This window comes from Tropicimonas omnivorans (genome assembly GCF_031846565.1).
Classification (GTDB): Bacteria; Pseudomonadota; Alphaproteobacteria; order Rhodobacterales; family Rhodobacteraceae; genus Tropicimonas_B; species Tropicimonas_B omnivorans.
Genome location: NZ_JAVRHL010000001.1, coordinates 186,707 through 205,733, shown reverse-complemented (window position 1 = coordinate 205,733; position 19,027 = coordinate 186,707). Strand labels below are relative to the sequence as shown.

The 19,027-nt window shown below is 67.2% G+C and carries 22 protein-coding genes and 1 tRNA gene; 12 read left to right on the top strand and 11 right to left on the bottom strand.

Annotated features, from left to right (window positions below; genetic code table 11):
* Positions 1-116 precede the first annotated feature (116 nt).
* Positions 117-1,064: a Gfo/Idh/MocA family protein gene (locus tag RM543_RS01045; protein ID WP_311688790.1), complete on the top strand. Its 948-nt coding sequence runs from the start codon at positions 117-119 to the stop codon at positions 1,062-1,064.
* A gap of 32 nt (positions 1,065-1,096) precedes the next feature.
* A complete protein-coding gene (aroC, locus tag RM543_RS01040) occupies positions 1,097-2,206 on the top strand; it encodes a chorismate synthase (RefSeq protein WP_311688789.1) in 1,110 nt (369 codons plus the stop codon).
* A gap of 20 nt (positions 2,207-2,226) precedes the next feature.
* Here aroC and RM543_RS01035 read toward each other — a convergent pair whose 3' ends face one another.
* The 5 genes from RM543_RS01035 to ade all read right to left on the bottom strand — a co-directional run bounded on the left by RM543_RS01035 (position 2,227) and on the right by ade (position 7,346).
* Entirely contained in the window at positions 2,227-2,580 is a 354-nt protein-coding gene (locus RM543_RS01035; protein ID WP_311688787.1) for a PRC-barrel domain-containing protein, read from the bottom strand.
* A gap of 29 nt (positions 2,581-2,609) precedes the next feature.
* Positions 2,610-3,500 carry a DMT family transporter gene (locus RM543_RS01030; protein WP_311689835.1) on the bottom strand — a complete coding sequence of 297 codons (891 nt, stop codon included), beginning with the start codon at positions 3,498-3,500 and terminating at the stop codon, positions 2,610-2,612.
* A 109-nt stretch (positions 3,501-3,609) separates the two neighbouring features.
* Positions 3,610-3,897: an HU family DNA-binding protein gene (locus tag RM543_RS01025; protein WP_116085198.1), complete on the bottom strand. Its 288-nt coding sequence runs from the start codon at positions 3,895-3,897 to the stop codon at positions 3,610-3,612.
* Positions 3,898-4,047: 150 nt separating this feature from the next.
* The gene (locus RM543_RS01020) at positions 4,048-5,538 is read right to left on the bottom strand and encodes an AMP nucleosidase (protein WP_311688784.1); all 1,491 of its coding nucleotides are present in this window, start codon (positions 5,536-5,538) and stop codon (positions 4,048-4,050) included.
* Positions 5,539-5,540: 2 nt separating this feature from the next.
* Positions 5,541-7,346: an adenine deaminase gene (gene ade / locus RM543_RS01015; protein ID WP_311688782.1), complete on the bottom strand. Its 1,806-nt coding sequence runs from the start codon at positions 7,344-7,346 to the stop codon at positions 5,541-5,543.
* Between the two features lie 104 nt (positions 7,347-7,450).
* Here ade and RM543_RS01010 point away from each other — a divergent pair, with 104 nt between their 5' ends.
* From RM543_RS01010 to RM543_RS01000, 3 genes are all read left to right on the top strand, one after another.
* Entirely contained in the window at positions 7,451-7,861 is a 411-nt protein-coding gene (locus RM543_RS01010) for a DUF1810 domain-containing protein (protein ID WP_311688780.1), read from the top strand.
* On the top strand, positions 7,858-8,712 hold the full coding sequence (locus RM543_RS01005) for an SDR family oxidoreductase (protein WP_311688778.1): 855 nt from the start codon (positions 7,858-7,860) through the stop codon (positions 8,710-8,712). Before RM543_RS01010 ends, RM543_RS01005 begins: the two co-directional genes overlap by 4 nt.
* Before the next feature lie 66 nt (positions 8,713-8,778).
* Positions 8,779-9,708, top strand: a complete 930-nt coding sequence (locus tag RM543_RS01000; protein ID WP_311688776.1) for a DMT family transporter — start codon at positions 8,779-8,781, stop codon at positions 9,706-9,708.
* 96 nt (positions 9,709-9,804) lie between these two features.
* Here RM543_RS01000 and RM543_RS00995 read toward each other — a convergent pair whose 3' ends face one another.
* The 3 genes from RM543_RS00995 to RM543_RS00985 all read right to left on the bottom strand — a co-directional run bounded on the left by RM543_RS00995 (position 9,805) and on the right by RM543_RS00985 (position 12,305).
* Complete coding sequence (locus RM543_RS00995) at positions 9,805-10,920, bottom strand: site-specific DNA-methyltransferase (RefSeq protein ID WP_311688774.1); 1,116 nt, start codon at positions 10,918-10,920, stop codon at positions 9,805-9,807.
* Positions 10,921-11,013: 93 nt separating this feature from the next.
* Positions 11,014-11,658, bottom strand: a complete 645-nt coding sequence (rnhB, locus tag RM543_RS00990) for a ribonuclease HII (protein ID WP_311688772.1) — start codon at positions 11,656-11,658, stop codon at positions 11,014-11,016.
* Between the two features lie 224 nt (positions 11,659-11,882).
* Positions 11,883-12,305, bottom strand: a complete 423-nt coding sequence (locus RM543_RS00985) for a hypothetical protein (RefSeq protein ID WP_311688770.1) — start codon at positions 12,303-12,305, stop codon at positions 11,883-11,885.
* Between the two features lie 208 nt (positions 12,306-12,513).
* Here RM543_RS00985 and RM543_RS00980 point away from each other — a divergent pair, with 208 nt between their 5' ends.
* Both RM543_RS00980 and RM543_RS00975 read left to right on the top strand, forming a co-directional pair.
* Positions 12,514-12,798, top strand: a complete 285-nt coding sequence (locus RM543_RS00980) for a hypothetical protein (RefSeq protein ID WP_311688768.1) — start codon at positions 12,514-12,516, stop codon at positions 12,796-12,798.
* Entirely contained in the window at positions 12,770-13,474 is a 705-nt protein-coding gene (locus RM543_RS00975; RefSeq protein ID WP_311688766.1) for a winged helix-turn-helix domain-containing protein, read from the top strand. Before RM543_RS00980 ends, RM543_RS00975 begins: the two co-directional genes overlap by 29 nt.
* 218 nt (positions 13,475-13,692) lie before the next feature.
* Here RM543_RS00975 and RM543_RS00970 read toward each other — a convergent pair.
* Positions 13,693-13,769 (bottom strand) — tRNA-Arg (locus RM543_RS00970).
* A 186-nt stretch (positions 13,770-13,955) separates the two neighbouring features.
* Here RM543_RS00970 and hemP point away from each other — a divergent pair.
* The 4 genes from hemP (at position 13,956) to RM543_RS00950 (ending at position 16,247) form a co-directional block, all read left to right on the top strand.
* Positions 13,956-14,126, top strand: a complete 171-nt coding sequence (hemP, locus tag RM543_RS00965) for a hemin uptake protein HemP (protein ID WP_311688765.1) — start codon at positions 13,956-13,958, stop codon at positions 14,124-14,126.
* On the top strand, positions 14,123-14,575 hold the full coding sequence (locus RM543_RS00960; protein WP_311688764.1) for a hypothetical protein: 453 nt from the start codon (positions 14,123-14,125) through the stop codon (positions 14,573-14,575). Before hemP ends, RM543_RS00960 begins: the two co-directional genes overlap by 4 nt.
* 67 nt (positions 14,576-14,642) lie before the next feature.
* Positions 14,643-15,914 carry an imelysin family protein gene (locus tag RM543_RS00955; RefSeq protein ID WP_311688762.1) on the top strand — a complete coding sequence of 424 codons (1,272 nt, stop codon included), beginning with the start codon at positions 14,643-14,645 and terminating at the stop codon, positions 15,912-15,914.
* 81 nt (positions 15,915-15,995) lie between these two features.
* A complete protein-coding gene (locus RM543_RS00950; RefSeq protein ID WP_311688760.1) occupies positions 15,996-16,247 on the top strand; it encodes a DUF1289 domain-containing protein in 252 nt (83 codons plus the stop codon).
* Between the two features lie 27 nt (positions 16,248-16,274).
* Here RM543_RS00950 and RM543_RS00945 read toward each other — a convergent pair whose 3' ends face one another.
* A complete protein-coding gene (locus RM543_RS00945) occupies positions 16,275-16,748 on the bottom strand; it encodes a Dps family protein (RefSeq protein WP_116085265.1) in 474 nt (157 codons plus the stop codon).
* A 135-nt stretch (positions 16,749-16,883) separates the two neighbouring features.
* A complete protein-coding gene (locus RM543_RS00940) occupies positions 16,884-17,312 on the bottom strand; it encodes a hypothetical protein (RefSeq protein ID WP_311688757.1) in 429 nt (142 codons plus the stop codon).
* 96 nt (positions 17,313-17,408) lie between these two features.
* Between RM543_RS00940 and RM543_RS00935 the strand changes: the two genes are divergently transcribed.
* A complete protein-coding gene (locus tag RM543_RS00935) occupies positions 17,409-18,986 on the top strand; it encodes a di-heme oxidoreductase family protein (RefSeq protein ID WP_311688755.1) in 1,578 nt (525 codons plus the stop codon).
* Positions 18,987-19,027: the final 41 nt, after the last annotated feature.

The following is a 19,027-nucleotide window of genomic DNA, read 5'->3' as shown; positions in this document are numbered from 1 at the left end:
CTCCACCCGCCGAGTTTCGAGGGGCGTCCCGAAGGGGGCGCCCTTTTTCGTAGGCGCCCGGCGCGCGGAGACCTCCGCGATGTGCCATGGTGGGCGAGCGTTTCAGGCAGGACGACATGACCCCCGCTCCACTCGCCCTTCTCGGTGCGGCCCATCCCCATGTCGCGGATTACCTCCGTGTGATCGCGGAGGACGGGACCGCGCGCGTCGCCCATGTCTGGGACGATGACGCCGGTCTCCGGGGCGAAGTGGCCCGCGCGAGCGGAGCGTTGACCCGTCCACCGGAGGACTTCCCGTCAGATCTGGCCGGGATCCTCATATGCTCCGAAACGCGTCACCATGCGCGGGACGTGGACGCCGTCCTCGGCCTCGGCTGCCCGCTCTTCGTCGAAAAGCCGCTGGCGTTCGACCCTGACCCCGTCGCCCGCCGCATCGTGGGCGACGGCACCCGGTTCCATACCGGTTTCTTCCTGCGAACCTATCCTGCCCTGGCCGAGCTCGCGCATCGGCTTCGGGCCGGCGCGCTCGGGGAGGTGTCCTTAGCGCGTATTCGGTTCACCCATGACGGCCTTCGTGCGGGATGGCTGCCCGGGTCGCATTGGCTTGCCGATCCCGAGCGTGCCGGAACGAGCGCGTTCGGCGATCTCGCTCTGCACGCGGCCGATCTGCTGTCCTGGCTCGGCCTCGGGCCTTTCGGTCCGGGCCATCTTCGTCAGATCTCCATCCTGGGACAGGGCATAGCCGACACGGGCATTGCCACTCTCCCCCTCCGTTCCGGCATCGCACAGATCGAGACGGGCTGGGCGGACCTGCGCACACGGCTCGAGATCGAGATCCTCGGTACGCGCGGCGGGGCGTGGTGCGACGACGGCACGCTTCTCTTGCGCGAAGGTGACGGGCCCGCGACCGAACTCGGCCAGCTCGTCCCCGATGCCGGGCGGGGGATCCGCCCCTTCCTGCGCGCCATCGGGACGGGCAACTGGGAGGACTGCGTCTCCCCCGCGGACGCGGTCCGTGCCTCGAATGTCATAGCCCGGCTTGAGGGAAGAGCACCGGACAAGTAAGGCTCGAAGCCGCGGCAACAGGAGCCCCTCCCATGAGCCTGAACACATTCGGTCATCTCTTCCGCGTCACCACGTGGGGCGAAAGCCACGGCCCCGCACTAGGCGCCACGGTCGACGGCTGCCCTCCCGGCATCGAGGTGGACGCTGAAGCGATCCAGGTCTGGCTCGATCGGCGCAAGCCGGGCCAGAACAAGTACACGACCCAGCGCCGGGAGGCGGACGAGGTGGAGATCCTGTCCGGCGTCTTCGAGGGGCAGACCACCGGCACGCCGATCCAGCTGATGATCCGCAATACCGACCAGCGCTCGAAGGATTACGGCGAGATTGCCGAGAAGTTCCGCCCCGGTCACGCGGATATCACCTACTGGCAGAAATACGGCATCCGGGATTATCGCGGCGGCGGTCGGTCGAGCGCCCGGGAAACCGCGGCGCGGGTCGCGGCGGGCGGCGTTGCCCGGGCGGCGCTGTCCGCGTTGGCGCCCCAGATGAAAGTTACCGCCTACATGGTGCAGATGGGCGAGAGGGGGATAGACCGGAGCCGGTTCGACCTCGACGAGGTGGGCCGGAACCCGTTCTGGGTGCCCGATGCCGCGGCGGCCGAGGATTGGGCCGGATATCTCGACGCGCTCCGAAAGGAGGGCAACTCGGTCGGAGCGATGATCGAGCTTGCGGTCTCCGGCGCCCCGGCCGGCCTCGGCGCGCCGATCTACGGCAAGATCGATACGGACCTCGCGGCGGCGATGATGTCAATCAACGCGGTGAAGGGTGTCGAGATCGGCGAGGGCATGGCGGCGGCGGCGCTCAAGGGCGACGAGAATGCCGACGAGATCACGATGGGACCGGACGGCCCGGTCTTCCATTCGAACCACTCGGGCGGCGTCCTTGGCGGCATTTCCACCGGTCAGGACATCGTCCTGCGCTTCGCGGTGAAGCCGACCTCGTCGATCCTAACCCCACGCCGCACGATCACGAAGGATGGCGCTGATGCGGAGATCGTCACGAAGGGACGGCATGACCCTTGTGTCGGCATCCGGGCCGTGCCGGTGGCGGAGGCGATGGCGGCCTGCGTGATGCTCGACCACTTGCTCCTGAATCGCGGGCAGGTGGGCGAGGGGCTGCGGGGCCGGATCGGCCCCGCCTGACGGTGGTCAGATGACGGGGGTCAGATCCAGTACATCGGCGCACCGTAATGCGCGAAGTAGGCTTCCTCCCATGCCCTGTCCTGATGCCAGCCCTCGTGGCGGTCGGGGGCGCTCTGGAGCTGCTCGGCCGTGATCCCGCTGGCGAACCCGCCACGCTCGGTATCGTAGGTCAGTGCGCTCCAGGGGATCGGGTGGAAGTCCTCCCCGATCCCGAGGAAACCGCCGAAGCTCATCACCGCGTAGGCGATGCGGCCGCTTTTCTTGTCGATCAGGAGATGGTCGATATCCCCCACATGATCGCCACCGGCGCCGTAGACGCGCGTGCCGTTGACGTCCTGCGAGGAAATGAGATCGGTATCGGGTCCGGACAGCATGGCTGACCTCCGTTCAGGTTGACAGAAGATCAACCGGCAGAGCGTGACACCGGTTCCGGTTCGGCCGCCGGGGCGCGCGGGCTTCTGCTCGAGACCTGGACGGCGAGGATGCCGGCCATGATGATCGCGACGCCGAGCACGTCGAGCCAGCCGAAGCGCTCCCCGAGGAGCACCGCGGCGATGGCGACGCCGAGGAATGGGTTGAGGAAGTGGAAGACCGCCGCCCGCGTCGCCCCGATGCGGCGAACGAGGAACACCCAGACGATGGTCGCCACGACGCCCGATATGAAGATCGCGTAGGTCAGCGAGGCGATCACGACCGGGGTCCAGTTGGCCGGGCCATGCAGGAGGAACGCGAAGGGCACCAGCGCGGCCCCGCCCACCAGCATCTGCAGCCCGACGACGGCGATGACGTTCCCGCCCGAGGAGGCGCCGGAGACCGACATGGTCGCGATTGCGAGGGCCACGACGCCGATCACGCAGAGCGCGACGGACAACGTGTCCGCTCCCGCTCCGGTCATCCGCGTGCCCATGATCAGGATTACGCCGGCCATCCCGGCCGCTATTCCGGCGATACCGAGCGGCGGCAGGCGCTTGCCGAGCGCGATCCATGAGAAGAAGGCGACGACGAGCGGCATGGAGGAGGCGATGATCGCCGCGAGGGACGCTTCGATCCGTTGCATCGCGATCCAGTTGAGCCCGAGATAGAGAGCGTTCTGACAGATCCCGAAGATGATCGTCGCGCGCCATTGGCTCGGCGTCAGCCGGAGCGACTGTCCCATGGCCTTCGCGATGACAATGGCGATCAGTCCCGACAGCATGAACCGGATGACGAGCGCTGTCAGCGGCGGAACGTTGGTGACGACGATCCGGGACGAGCTGAAGGAGGAGGACCAGATGAAGGCGAAGGCCAGTCCCATCAGGACGGCGCGGAGATCGAATTTCAACGGAAGACTCCTCGGGGAAAGAAAAATGGCCCGCCACGTTCCCGCGGCAGGCCATGAAAGCGGGCTACAGGTTGCGGCCTGATCAGCCGTTGACGCTTTCCTTCAGCGCCTTGGCGATGGTCATCTTCACGACCTTGTCCGCGTCCTTCTTGATCTGCTCGCCCGTGGCCGGGTTGCGGACCATGCGCTCGGGGCGCTCGCGGCAATAGATCTTCCCGACGTTGGGAAGGGTCACCGCGCCACCGCCGGACACTTCGTCGGTGATGATCGCGGTGATGGTGTCGAGCGCGCTGGTGGCGGTCTTCTTGTCGGTGTCCATCCGTTCCGCAATCGCGCTGACGAGCTGCGCCTTGGTCATCGGTTTGGCCATTTGGGGGTCTCCTCGTTGTCGCCCGTAGATTGTTTTGTAGCTTGCGCGGCAAAAGAACGGCTGCCGCGTCGCTGGTTATGTCTATTGTCGCACTTCCCAAGAAAACAAGGCCGATTGCAACCGGGCGGGCGAATTCCGGCCTAAGGCGCCTCAAAGAAACGCGGTTTCCTCGAAACTGCGCAGTTTCCGGGAATGCAAGCGGTCCAGCGGCATTCCGCGGAGTACCTCCATCGCGCGAATGCCGATGAGCAGGTGCCGCGCGACCTGCGTCTTGTAGAAGTCGGACGCCATGCCAGGCAGCTTCAGCTCCCCGTGGAGGGGCTTGTCGGAGACGCAGAGGAGCGTTCCGTAGGGCACCCGGAAGCGGAACCCGTTTGCCGCGATGGTCGCGCTTTCCATGTCGAGCGCCACGGCGCGGGACTGGGACAGGCGCCGCACAGGGCCGGACTGATCGCGCAGCTCCCAGTTGCGGTTGTCGATCGTGGCCACGGTGCCGGTGCGCATGATGCGCTTGAGCTCGAACCCCTCCAGTTCGGTGACCTCCGCCACGGCCTGCTCCAGCGCCTGCTGGATTTCCGCAAGCGCGGGGATCGGCATCCAGACGGGCAGGTCGTCATCGAGGACGTGGTCCTCCCGGAGGTAGCCATGGGCGAGGACGAAATCGCCGAGCGACTGGCTGTTCCTCAGCCCCGCGCAATGCCCGACCATCAGCCACGCATGGGGACGCAGAACGGCGATATGGTCCGTCGCCGTCTTCGCATTGGAGGGGCCGACGCCGATATTCACGAGCGTGATCCCGTCGTGGTCGTCCCGCTTGAGATGGTAGGTCGGCATCTGCGGCATCTTCGCAGGCGCCGGCAGCGGCGCATCGGGATCTGTGATCTCGACATTGCCGGGGCCGACGAAGGCGGTGTACCCGCTCTTCGGATCGCGCAGCATCTGCCGGGCGTAGACCTCGAATTCCTCGATGTAGAACTGGTAGTTCGTGAAGAGGACATGGTTCTGGAAATGGTCCGGCGTGGTCGCGGTATAGTGCGAGAGCCGGGCCAGCGAATAGTCGATCCGCTGCGCGGTGAAGAGCGCGAGCGGGCCGGAGCCGTCCTCGTGGGTGACGTTGAAGCCGTTGACGATGTCGTCGTGGGTCGTCGTCAGGTCCGGCACGTCGAACACGTCCCGCAGGAGGAAATCGAGCGCGCCCTGCTGCGGCACGGCAAGCGCGCCCTGCCCGTCATCGGCGAAGTGGATCGGGATCGGGGTGGTCGAGGGTCCGATCATCACGGGCTGGCCGTGGTTGTGGATCAGGAAACCGATCTGCTGGGTGAGGTATTCGCGGAACAGGTCGGGCCGTGTCACCGTGGTCGAATAGGTTCCGGGAGAGGCCACATGCCCGAAGGCCAGGCGGCTGTCCGCCTTGGCATAGGTCGTCGTGCGCAGCCTGATCTCTGGGTAGAAGGCCCGGAACCGGGCGGTCGGCGTCGGGCCGGTGATGGCGCCCGCGAAGCTCTTCGCAAGGAAATGCGTGGCCTCGCCGTAGAGTTCGCAGAGCCGCTCCACCGCCTCGGCGGGATCGGTATAGGAACGGGGCTCGCCCTGGTCCGGCGAGTGCACCGGCAGGGTGTTCGACGGAAATGCGCCGGGCATGGTCATGAAGTCTCTCCCGTCAGGACGTCTATCCGTTCGAAGCTGCGGACGTCGATCAGGCCCTTGTCACTGATCCGCAGCTCCGGGATCACCACGAGGGCGAGAAGGGAATGCTGCATGAAGGCGTTGTTGAGCGTGCAGCCCGCCGCTTCCATCGCCTGTCCGAGCCTGTGCGCCTTGGCCGCGACGTCGATCGCCGGGCTGTCGGACATGAGGCCCGCAACCGGCAGTTCGACCAGTGCCTTCTCCTCGCCGTCCTGCCAGAGCGTCACTCCGCCGCCGACCTCGCCGAGGCGGTTCGCCGCGCGTGCCATCTCCGCGCGGTCGGTGCCGACGACGATCATGTGGTGGCTGTCATGGGCCACGGTGGAGGCCAGCGCGATCGATCCGGTGTAGCCGAAGCCGGAGACGAAGGCGTTCGAGACATCGCCGGTCGCCTTGTGCCGCTCCACGAGCGCGATGTGGCAGACGTCCCCCTCCGCCTCCACCGCGCCGTCCCGGACGGGCAGGTCGGCGGTGAGCGCGCGGGTCGGCGCCTGGTTCTCCACGACGCCGATGACGTTGGCCCTGACGCGGTTCGCGCCGGCGGGGGCCGGCAGCCGGAAATCGTCCGCCGTCAGGCCCCGCGCAAGCCGGACCGTGCTGCGCGAATGGTCCGGCCAGTCGAGATGCGGGCACTCGCACAGGATGGCGCCGTCCTCGGCCACGACGCGGCCGCGCGCGATCACCGTCTCGATGGGCAGCGTCTCGAGGTCCGACGTCAGGATCACGTCCGCCCTGCGCCCCGGCGCGATCGACCCGATTTCCCGCTCCAGCCCGAAGTGGCAGGCCGTGTTCAGCGTCGCCATCTGGAGCGCCACGACGGGATCGCAGCTGCACGCGATGGCGTGGCGCACGACGCGGTTCATGTGGCCGTCGTTCACCAGCGTGCCCGAATGGCAATCGTCGGTGCAGAGGATGAAGCCGCGGGGATCGAGGCCATCCTCGGTGATCGCGGTGATCTGGGCCTTCACGTCGTACCAGGCGGAGCCTAAGCGGAGCATCGCGCGCATTCCCTGCCGGGCGCGCATGATCGCGTCTTCCTTGCGCGTCCCCTCGTGATCGTCCGCCGGACCGCCGGCGACATAGGCATGGAAGGCGGGGCCGAGAGCGGGCGCGGCATAATGCCCGCCTACCGTCTTTCCGGAAGCCTGCGTCGCCGCGATCTCCGCCAGCATCTTCGGGTCGGCGTTCGATACGCCGGGGAAGTTCATCATTTCGCCGAGGCCGACGATGCCGGGCCAGGTCATCGCCTCCGCCACGTCCTCGGGTCCGATCTCGTGGCCCGTCGTCTCGAGGCCGGGCGCCGACGGGGCGCAGGAGGGCATCTGGGTAAACATGTTCACCGGCTGGAGCAAACTCTCGTCATGCATCAGCCGCACGCCCTCCAGCCCGAGCACGTTGGCGATCTCGTGCGGGTCGTGGAACATGGACGTGGTGCCGTGGGGGATCACGGCAGCGGCGAACTCCGCCGGGGTGAGCATCCCGCTTTCGACATGCATGTGCGCGTCGCAGAGGCCGGGGATCATGTAGCGGCCGTTCGCCTCGATAACCTCGGTCCCCTCGCCGGTGCAGTGGGAGGCGTCCTCGCCGACATAGGCGATGCGGCCTTCGGCAATGGCGATGTCGTGCCCCGGCAGGATCTCGCGCGTATGCACGTTCACCCACGTTCCGCCGCGGATGACCATGTCGGCCGGCTGCCGCCCCGCGGCGACGGCGATGAGGGTGGGGGCAGCGTCGGCCCAGCTCTTGAGGGGATTTTGCGTCATTGCGGCAGCATGTCGACTTCGCATGACAGCCGCAAGACAGCTACGGGTGGTCGCGGCGGCGCGTCCTTCTAGATGCGCTCACACGAGTAGGACAGGAGGGATCGATGCGCGATCTGGACAGGTTCCTTGCGGCACAGGCGCGGGACTACAACACGGCGCTCGGCGAGATCGCCCGCGGCAGGAAGGAGACGCACTGGATCTGGTATGTCTTCCCGCAGATCCAGGGCCTCGGCAAATCGGAGACGGCGCAGCTCTATGGCATCCGCGACGTTTCCGAGGCGGAGAGCTATATCGGGCATCCGGTCCTCGGTCCGCGGCTCCGCGCCATCGCGGAGCTTCTGCTCAGCCATGCGGGGACGCCGGCGCGGGAGATCCTGGGTAGCCCGGATGACATGAAGGTCCGCTCCTGCGCGACGCTGTTCCACGCCGCGGCGCCGGGGGAGCCCGTGTTCCGGCGGATCCTCGATGCTTTCTACGAGGGGGCCGAAGATCCGGCCACGCTGGACCGACTGTGAGCGGCACACTTCTCTCCCTCGGCCACGGCTACTCGGCCCGGTCCCTGTCGGCGCGGCTTCTGCCCAAGGGCTGGCGCGTGATCGGAACGACCCGCTCCGAGGGCAAGGCGGAGGCGCTGGAAGCGGAGGGCGTCGAGGCGCGTCTGTGGCCGTCGGACCTGTCGGCTGACATCGCCGAGGCGACGCATATCCTCGCCTCCGCCGCGCCGGGCGAGACCGGCGATCCCTTTCTCGCCGAGATCGGCGGGGCGCTGGAGGCGGCGACGCCGGACTGGGTCGGCTATCTCTCCACGACCGGGGTCTACGGCGATCATGGCGGAGACTGGGTGGACGAGGACACCCCGCTCGCGCCATCGACGAAGCGCGGCGCCTTTCGGAAGATGGCGGAGGCCGAATGGCGGGCGGCGGCGGAGCGGGGCGGCTGGCCGCTCCGTATCTTTCGCCTCGCCGGGATCTACGGGCCGTCCCGCGGCCCGTTCGAGAAGGTGCGGGCCGGAACGGCGCGGCGGATCGTCAAGGAGGGTCAGGTCTTCTCCCGCATCCATGTCGAGGACATCGCGCAGGTGCTGGACGCGTCGATGACGGCCGGGACGACGAGTACCGTCTTCAACGTCTGCGACGACGATCCCGCCCCGCCGCAGGACGTCATTGCCCACGCCGCCGAGCTGCTCGGCCTGCCGACGCCGCCCGAAGTTCGGTTCGAGGATGCGGACATGAGCCCCATGGCCCGTTCCTTTTACGCAGAGAGCAAGCGCGTGAGGAACGACCGGATGAAGCGGGAACTCGGCGTGACGCTGCTCTACCCGGATTACAGGGCGGGGCTTGCGGATTTGCTCTCGCGGGGCGGGTAGCGGCGAGCGTCTCGCCCTCCCGCGTCCACTTGTGGCCCCCGGCGCAAGGGCGTAGCGCTGGCGTTCATGAGACCCGCCGCGTCCAGCTCCCGTGGGATCGCGCTGTTTTTGACCGCGACCCTCCTGATCACCACGATGAGTGCCATCGTCCAACTGCTCTCGGACGGCGTGCCTCTCGGGGAGATCATCTTCTTCCGGTGCTTCGTCGGAATGGTCCCGATCGCGATCTACACGATGATCCGGGGGCAGTTCCCGCGCGCCCTCGGGACGAGAAAGCCGCTCGTTCACCTGCAGCGTGCGGCCATCGGCGTCACCGCGATGGGCCTGAATTTCTATGCCCTGTCCCAGCTCAGCCTCGCGAATGCGCAGGCGCTCGGGTATCTCGCGCCCGTCATGGCGCTGCCGCTGGCGGGGCTGCTTCTCGGCGAGGCCGTCGGCGCGCGGCATTTCGCGGCCATCGGCCTCGGTTTCGCCGGTGTGGGCCTGATGCTCTGGCCCGCCATGTCCCTGCCGGGGAACGATGCGACCTACGGGATCATCGCAGGCGTCGCCTTTGCGGGGACGTCGGCTTTCGTACGCGTGCATATCCGCGGCATGACGGCGACGGAATCCGGCCCCGCCATCGCCTTCTGGTTCACCGTCGCCGGGTCAGTCATCGGCCTCATGACCCTTCCGCTCGGCTGGGTGGTGCCGGACGCGGGGACCATGGCGCTCCTGGTGCTGACGGGCCTGCTCGGCGGTGCGGCGCACATCTTCTCGACCGAGGCGCAGTCGCGGGCGCAGGTCTCCACCCTCGCGATCTTCGAATATTCGGGGCTCGTCTGGGCCCTTGCCTTCGACGTCGTCCTCCTCGGCGCATTTCCGGGGCCGTGGTCCCTCGCGGGGGCGGGCGCCATCGTCGCCGCGGCCATGCTCTCGACCCTGCCGGCCGCGCTGCGCCGACGCCGGGAGCGGCGCGCAGCCAAAAAAATGCCCCGTCATCCGGCAGAAGGATGACGGGGCGAGGTGGGCCGGCCCCCTCTCTCGAGAGAGGTCAGGTTACAGGCGCCGGCGGAACGCTTTGAGTGTCGGGGGTCAGGGCTCGGGGCGGCGTCAGTTGGGGCGCGGCCCGAGCTCCGAGATGATCTGCTGGCGCAGCACGTCGATCGGAACGCGCGCACCATCCTTGCGGAAGTGCCAGTAGGTCCAGCCGTTGCAGGACGGTGCGCCCTCGAGCGCGGCGCCGACCTGGTGGATCGAGCCCGTCATGTCATCCGCGACGAGCGTGCCGTCGGCCCGGACCTTCGCGGCGCGCTGGCCGGACATCGAGGTCAGGGTCTCGCCGGGGCGCAGGAGACCCCGTTCGACGAGCTGGCCGAAGGGAATGCGCGGCGCGGCGCGTTTCGACTGGGTTACGGCGAGGGCGCCCGCTTCGAGCCGCCGAACGCGGGAAATCCGTTCCTCGGCGATCTTGCGGTAGCTTTCCTCGCGCTCGATCCCGATCCAGGAGCGGCCGAGGGCCTTGGCGACGGCGCCCGTGGTGCCGGTGCCGAAGAACGGATCGAGGACCACGTCGCCCGCGTTCGTCGTTCCGACCATGACGCGGTAGAGCAGGCTCTCGGGCTTCTGGGTCGGGTGAGCCTTCTGCCCCTCGGCATCCTTCAGGCGCTCATGGCCGGTGCAGATCGGCAGGACCCAGTCCGACCGCATCTGCGTGCCCTCGTTCAGCGCCTTCAGCGCCTCGTAGTTGAAGGTGTACTTGGAGCCTTCGCCGCGGCTGGCCCAGATCATCGTCTCGTGGGCATTGGTCAGCCGCTTGCCGCGGAAGTTGGGCATCGGGTTCGACTTGCGCCAGACGACGTCGTTCAGGATCCAGAAGCCGGCATCCTGGAGCTTCGCGCCGACGCGGAAGATGTTGTGATAGCTGCCGATCACCCAGAGGGCGCCGTTCGGCTTCAGGACGCGCCGCGCCTCGGCGAGCCAGGCGGAGGTGAACTCGTCATAGGCGCGGAACGAGGAGAAGCTGTCCCAGTCGTCGTCTACCGCATCCACGAGGGAATTGTCGGGGCGATGAAGCGTGCCCTTGAGCTGCAGATTGTAGGGCGGGTCGGCGAAGACCAGATCGACCGAGGCATCCGGAAGGCCGCGCATGGCCTCGATGCAGTCGCCGGAGAGAATAGTATCGCGTGGCACGCCCGAGCGGGCTGCCGTGATGGTCGTGTTTGTCATGTCTCTGCCTCGTGTCGGCGCTCTTTTATCGGCGCCTGATTGATGAGAGGCAGCATTCCGCAAAGGGGAATCGGGGTCAAAAGTTTTTTCTAATCAGACCCTTAAGCTTTCGGCTTGGCACAAGATATCGCGCACTGGCCGAAAGGAACGTCTATGGAATGGTGTCGGGCCGAGATTTCGGAGTGCATCGAGGTGACACTTCGTGCCGTATCCCGCATTCGTTTCCCAGCCATAGCCCGGATGCTGTTGCGCCAAGTCCACCATCAGCCGGTCGCGCGCCACCTTGGCCACGATCGAGGCCGCCGCGATGGAGGCGGAGAGCGCGTCGCCCTTGACCACGGCCCGCGCGGGGCAGGGCAGGTCGGCCGGCAGGAGGTTCCCGTCGATCAGCGCGTGACAGGGGGCCGGGGCGAGCTGGCAGAGGGCCAGCCGCATCGCGAGTTGAGCGGCGCGCAGGATGTTGATGCGGTCGATCTCGTCCACCTCGACATGAACGATGGCCACCGAAGCGCAGTCATGGATCGCGCCGGCAAGGGCCTCGCGGCGCGCCGCCGTCAGCTTCTTGCTGTCGTTCAATCCCTCGGGCAGGCGGTCCGGGTCCAGGACCACGGCCGCTGCGGTCACGGGGCCGGCCAGCGGCCCGCGGCCCACCTCGTCCACGCCCGCGACGAGGCGGGCCCCGAGGGCGATGGCGTCGCGTTCGAAGGAAAGATCGGGGAGGGAGGGCGCGTCACTCATGTCCCCTCGGTCGCGCAAACGCGGCTGACGGGCAAGCCCCCACCGCGACGCGTGGCTGTCATGGCCTGGCAGTGTGGGCCAACCGTGGAGGGACGCGGGACACGGCCTCCCCGAATCGATGGCGGGGGAGCCGAAGCTCCCCCGCCGACGCAAGAGCGGGGTACGTGCTCTCACGCCACTGCTGGACAGGTGCACCGCTGGACAGATCGCGGTGCTTGCCTGCCTCAACCCTGAAACCTGTAGCCTTCCCTCGAGAGGCAGCTGACCGACCAGGCCGGCATCACGCGGCCCCGGACCGGGATGCTCGTCTGACATTTCCGCGGCAAGGATGCCGTCCGCAGATCGCTGTTGCGGGTCAGGCAGCGCTGACCCACCAGCGTGCGGCCGCCGACCTGTTGAATGCAGCTTGCGGGGATGCGGTGCGTCCGCCCGTCGTAGCGGTGCCGGCCCTCATTGCCGCGATGGTCCTTCCAGCGCCGTTCGGTGCGTTGCTTCCGATCCTCCTCATACGTGCCGTTCTTCTTGCGAAGGACCTCCTGGAGGGGATGCATGGACCGTCCGTTCTGGTCCGCCGCGGCCGGTGCCGGTGCGAGGGCTCCGAAGGCCAGAACCGCGGACAGGATCGCTCCGCCCATTACCTTGATCATCCGTTCGCTCCTCATCCGAGATCCGGTTGCCTGTAACCTGCCACCTCACGGCCCTGCCCTCTTGTGCGGGGCGATGCCGTGGCGGCGTGGTTCAGACTTGGGGCATCCCCCCTCTGACAGGCAATTTCAGCACGATGTTATCGAATATCCGGAGGGCCCGGGCCTCTGAGATATTGAATGACGGGGCGCGCGGGGCCAGTGTCGGGCCATGAAGCGTCAGATCGTCCTTGCCCTTGTCATTCTCGCCGTGCCGGCCCTCGCCGAGGCCGCGTGCTATGCCGATTACAAGGCCAAGCGCACCGATCCGCTCCGGTTGCACTACGGCGTCATAGAGCTGCCCGAGAGCGCCTGCTCGGGCGGAAGTGCCCCGGGGGTGATTTCCAGCCGAATCGAAAAGGACGGCTGGGAACTTCTGACGGTCCTCGGTACCTTCGGCGAAGATGGACTGAAGGAGAGGCGTGACAGTGCCGGGCAGTACTTTCTCCGTTACTGACATGCGGAAATCGGGCGGACGGGTGGTGACGGTGGGCGTCGCCGCGATCGTCGGCATCCTTCTCACCGGCGCCCTTGTGCTGTTCATCTCCCTGCCCGACGCGTCGGTCTTCAACGACCGCGTGGAACGGATCTTCCTCGAGAATGACGACCTCGTCGGCGCCGCGGAGATTCGTCTGCTGGAGATACTCGCCGCGAGCGGCACCACCTTTTCGGACGTCCTGAGCAGCTACAGGGTGATCATCTTCGTCCTGCTGCTCTTTGCGACCGCCGTCCTCATCGTCGCCATCGTGCTCCTGGCGACCATCGCCCAGCTTAATCGGAGGATGGAGGAGATCGAGCGCACCGGCATCCAGATCGGCTCCCTCGTCATCAACCGGGAGGAGCAGATCGTCGCGCTCAACGAGATGGAATTCAAGCTGACCGGCGCAGCCATCGAGACGCTTGCCGTCCTCGCGGAGGCCCGCATGGATGACGACATTCTCTCGGGGGCGCAGATCGAGGCGGTGATCCAGAGCAAGAATTCCGCCGATTGCGACGAAGCCGCCGGCGCGACCCGGATCAAGCGCCTGCGCGACGCCCTCGGCAACCAGATCGTCAGCGAGCTTCTGGTCCGCAACATCGCCCGAAAGGGCTACGTCCTCGCGATCGACAAAAACGTCATCCGGATGCAGTGAGGCGCCCGTCGCGTCGCATGTGAGCCTCTGCAAAACCTCATCGCCACCCGCGCTCCGTCCTAGTCTTCACGAGGCCTGCGGCGCGCCTGAGGACCTTTCGCCCGAGTGGTACGGGCGACCGGGGCGGATGCCGGGGAAGGTTCGGCTGGGCCTGACCCTCGACCCTAAAACCGGCCGGGCACCGATCCCGAAGGACGCATCGATTCGAGGCGAGGAGCTGGCGACCCCGGCAGGATTCGAACCTGCAACCTGCCCCTTAGGAGGGGGCTGCTCTATCCAGTTGAGCCACGGGGCCGCACGGGATGCAGTCTTAGACGGCGCGGGCGGGCATGTCACCCTGATTGGTTCCCTCAAAAAGAAGGGGGGATTATGGGGTTTGACTTACCCTACAAAATCAGTCAGCTTTCCGTCGTGTCGAGCCACCCGAAGCCGGGAAGCCAGCAAACTTGCGTCGTGAGCCATTTGCCGGAGATTGACTCTCATGAATGCCCAGACCCCTCGGGGCGACCTGCTCGAAGCGGCTTCGAGTGTTACCCCCATCCACGATGCCCGCGATCTGACCGGGCCCGATTCCTGCGCCCGCATCGTTCTCGACGGTCAGGTCTATACCCTGCGCATCACCCGCGCCGGCAAGTTGATCCTCACGAAATGAGCATGGCCTGGCGGCACCGCGGTGGCGCCCCGGTCGCCCGGCTCGATGCGATGCCGGAGGCCGAGGCGACTGTCATCAGGTATCTGCGCCGGTGGCTCGACGGCCCGGACGGGCAGGCGCTGGTCTGGTGCGACCTGGCAGAGGACGGCGCCGCGCCGGATTTCGCCGATCTGTGCGCGCTCCTGATCGAGCGCGGTCGCCGGCCTTTCGCCTGCCACCGCGCCGAGTGCCTCTGCGTCGGCGCCGACGAGTCGGCCTTCGCGAACATGGTGATGGCGGCGGCCACGGGCGAGCGGGAGGACGCGATGCTGATCGCGACCCTCATCGTCCGGTCGGATCTTGCCGGAGCCGCGGCTCATCTCTCCGAATCGGTTGGCCTCGCCGTGCTGCGTCGCACGCAGATTGCCGCGCGGATGCAGACCCATGCAGGCTCGTCCCTGCACCACTGACACACCCTTCATTCAAATTAGAGCAACAGCCCCCGGCAGCGGGGCTCAGCAAAATCGGGAGATTCACATGACCCAGGCACACCTGAAACTGACCGTGGCCGCCGCCGCACTCGGCGTGATGGGGGCCGCGCCGGCCTTCGCCGATCGCGCCGCCGTCCTCGAGACCTACGCGGACATTGCCGAGGCCTCCTACGCGGACAGCCTCGCCAGCGCCCGCACTCTGAAAGAAGCCGTGGATGCGCTCGTCGCCGGCCCCTCCGCCGAGACGCTCGCCGAGGCCCGCAGCGCCTGGATCGCGGCGCGCGTGCCCTACCAGCAGACCGAGGTCTTCCGCTTCGGCAATGCGATCGTCGATGACTGGGAGGGCAAGGTGAACGCCTGGCCGCTCGACGAGGGCCTGATCGATTACGTCGATTCCTCCTACGGCGGCGCGACAGACGAGAACGCCTATGCCGCGCTCAACGTCGTCGCGTCCCCCACCTTCACGCTTTCGGGCGAGGAGATCGACGCGTCCGAGATCACGCCGGAATTGCTCGAAGGCACCCTGCACGAGGCCGACGCCGTCGAATCGAACGTCGCGACCGGATATCACGCCATCGAGTTCCTGCTCTGGGGGCAGGACCTGAATGGCACCGAGCATGGCGCGGGCGAGCGTCCCTGGAGCGATTATGCCACCGGCGAAGACTGCACGAACGGCAATTGCGATCGCCGCGCCGAGTACCTGACCGCCGCCACCGATCTTCTGATCTCCGATCTGGAGTGGATGACGGCCCAGTGGGAAGATGGCGGTGAGGCGCGCACCACGGTGACCGGGGAGGAGGCCGCGGGCATCACCGCGATCCTGACCGGAATGGGCTCCCTCTCCTACGGCGAGCAGGCCGGTGAGCGGATGAAGCTCGGTCTTATGCTGAACGACCCCGAGGAGGAGCATGACTGCTTCTCGGACAACACGCACAACAGTCACTTCTACGACGTGATGGGCATTCGGAACGTCTACGAGGGCGAGTATGTCCGCACGGACGGCAGCGTGGTGTCCGGCAGCTCCTTGCGCTCGCTCCTTGCGGAAGAGGACGAGGCGCTGGCGGACGATCTCGCCGCGGCGATCGACACGAGCCTTGCCGAGGTCGCCCAGATCAAGGCCGCGGCCGAAGCCGGCTTCTCCTACGACCAGATGCTCGAGCGGGGCAACGAAGGGGGCGAGGCGCTGATCACGGCGGCGGTCGACGGCCTCGTCGCGCAGACCCGCGTCATCGAGCGTGCTGTCACGACGCTTGGCGCGGACGACGTCACGGTGGAAGGCTCCGACAGCCTCGACAACCCGAACGCGGTCTTCCAGTAGGCGCGCCCGCGCCCTATCTGAAGCGGACCAAGGCGGCTCCCGATCGGGGGCCGCCCTTTGCTATCGAGGGAGACGCGCGACATGCCGAAGAAGATGCCGTCGCCTTGCATCGGGGTCTGCAAGTTCCGCCGGGAAGGTCACTGCATTGGCTGCTCGATGACCAAGACCCAGAAGAAGATGTACAAGACATTGAAAAAGCCCGCCTTCCAGCGGGCTTTCGTCGATTTTCTGATACATCAGCAAGCCGCGATGGGACGCTTCACGCACTGGGCGCCGGCCTATCTGCGCAAGTGTCGCAAGAAAGGCGCCGTGCCGCCCGCCGCGCTCGAGTGATCCCGAGCCGGCGGGGCCGGCAGGTCCTCAGCCCTGAAGGTGGGAGCGGAGCATCCAGGCGAATTTCTCATGCGTCCGGCCGCGCTCGATGCACAGATCCTCGGTCAGCGTGTCGCCGTGCTCGGCGGCGAGTTCACCGGCGCCGGCGAGAGTCGCGGCGATGGTCTGCTCGGCTTCCATGAGGAGACGGATCATCTCCTTGTCGGTCTGGGTGCCGTCCTGCTCTTCGACCTTGGAGCGCTTCAGCATGCCGGCAAGCTTGCCCTCGGCGTGCTTGTCGAGCGCCCGGACGCGCTCGGCGAGGTCGTCCTGGCCCACGAAGTGGTCCTCGTAGATCTCTTGGAAGAGGGCGTGAAGCGGGCCGAAGGCCATGCCCTTGACGTTCCAGTGGAAGTTCTGGGCAAGCATCGTGGTCACGACGGTCTCGGCAACGCTCTGGTTCAGGGCGTCCGCGATGGCGTCGAGGGCGTTCGGTTCGAGGGAAATGGCGGTCTGGGTCATGAAAATGGTCCTCTGGTCGTCTGTATCGCACATGGTACGGCTGGCGTCGGCTTGCCTTGTGACAGCCAATATAGAACCATTCTAAATTATGTCGAGGGGGCGCTGCGCCGAAGCGGCGACAGTGCTTCTATCGTGTCACGCCACGTCGTCCGACACCGCGACCTGTGCCGCGAGGAAGCCGAGGAATCGCCTGTAATGCGGGGCGATGCGGCTCTTCAGAAGGAACGTGGCGCTGGCCTCGTCCCCCCGGTCGAGGGCACTCAGAAGGGCCACCAGCCAGCGTTCGTCGAAGGAAAGATCCCCTGCGCCGGGTCGGAAGAAGACCGGCAGGCGTCCGAGCCCCTCGCCGAGAACGCGAAGGAGTGCGTCGGCCGTGCGCCCGTCCTGCGCGCCGCCCCGTCCGATCAGGGCGCAGGCTTCGGTGAAATCGAGGCGCGTGGAGACACGGCAGCGCAGCGCCGCGACGCGAAGCCGCGCAAGACGTGCCGCAAGCTCGGGCGTGAGGCCCTGCGTGGCGCGGTCGCCGTCTTCCACGTGTGGCAGTTCCAGACGGAGTGCGGTCATGTCGCGGTCCCGATCCTGTTTCCGGCCAATCCGTGGCTGGCCGTTCCCAAATCCCGAGTGTATTTATAGGTTATTGAACGGCACGGGAAGACCCTTATGCGATTTGTGGCGATCGGCAGCACCATCGTGATGGCTGGACTGGTTTCGGCGGGAGCCTTCGCGGCCGGGTCGGACGGCCAGGGAAACACGTACCCGGAGGCCCTGTCGCACACGCATCTCGATGCTCTGCCTCGCACGCCGGACGAGCGCGCCCGGATCGATCAGGTCACCGCTCCCGCCACTGAATTCGATGCGCCGGAGCCGTTCGAGGCGAACCAGGGGGGCAGCGCCACGGTGCGGGCGCGCGAGGATGCGGATGCGTTCTCGCAGGCGTCCGGCAACATCTCCTTCGAGCGCGAGCTGGACTTCAAGGTCGGCAACGGGCTGTTCAAGAAGCTCTGGGTCTCCGCCCCCTCCTCGACGCTCGCCTCGGACGGTCTCGGGCCCCTGTTCAACGATCGGTCCTGCCAGCGCTGCCACCTCAAGGACGGTCGCGGGCGGCCCCCGATGGGAGCTGACCGGGGCGCGGGCATGTTCCTGCGGATCTCCGTGCCGGCCGCGGATGAGGCGCCGATGAGCGAGATCGAGGCTTTCCTGCTCTCCGTCGGACCGGGCGGGGAGCGGACCCGGCCCGATCCGGTCTACGGCGGCCAGATCCAGGATCGAGCCCTGCCGGGACGCAAGGCCGAGGGGCGGACGGGGACCTCTTACGAGGAGCTCGAGGTCCAGCTGTCCGGCGGCGAGACGGCGACGCTTCTCGATCCGACCTACACGCTCGAGGATCCGGGTTACGGCCCACTTTCGGGGTCCGCCATGCTCAGTCCGCGCGTCGCGCCGCCGATGATCGGCCTCGGCCTCCTGGAGGCCATCCCGGCAGAGGAGATCCTCGCCCATGCCGATCCCGAAGACAGCGACGGGGACGGGATCTCGGGCCGGCCGCAGATCGTCTGGTCGTTCCTCGAGGAGCGCGCGATGCTCGGGCGGTTCGGCCTCAAGGCCGGGGCCGCGACGATCCGGGAGCAGGCGGCGAGCGCATTTGCCGGCGACATCGGCATCTCCTCTCCCCTCTTCGACACGCCGGCGGGCGACTGCACCGAGAACCAGCCGGACTGCCTTGCCGGCCCGCATGGCGACGACGATGCCCGCGGAACCGAGATCGACGCGGAAGGCATGGACCTCGTCACGTTCTATTCGCAGAACCTCGCCGTACCGGAGCGGCGCGACGTGGACGATCCCCAGGTGCTGCGCGGGAAGGAGGCGTTCTACGGCGCCGGCTGTCCCTCCTGCCATGTCCCGAAGCACGTCACGGCGCGGCTCGATGGCCAGCCGGAGCAGTCCTTCCAGTTGATCTGGCCCTATACCGACCTGCTGCTCCATGACATGGGCGAGGGTCTGGCGGACCACCGGCCCGAGGGCCGCGCCACGGGCCGCGAATGGCGCACCTCGCCGCTCTGGGGCATCGGCCTGACGGAGCAGGTCAACGGGCACACCCGCTTCCTGCATGACGGCCGCGCCCGCTCGCTTCTGGAGGCGATCCTGTGGCATGGCGGTGAGGCGCAGGCGTCGCGGGACCGCGTGGCGGAGATGCCGAAAGCCGAGCGCGACGACCTGATCCGTTTCCTGGAGAGCCTCTGATGCGCCGACTTGCCGCCCTTTGCCTTGCCCTCTGTTTTACC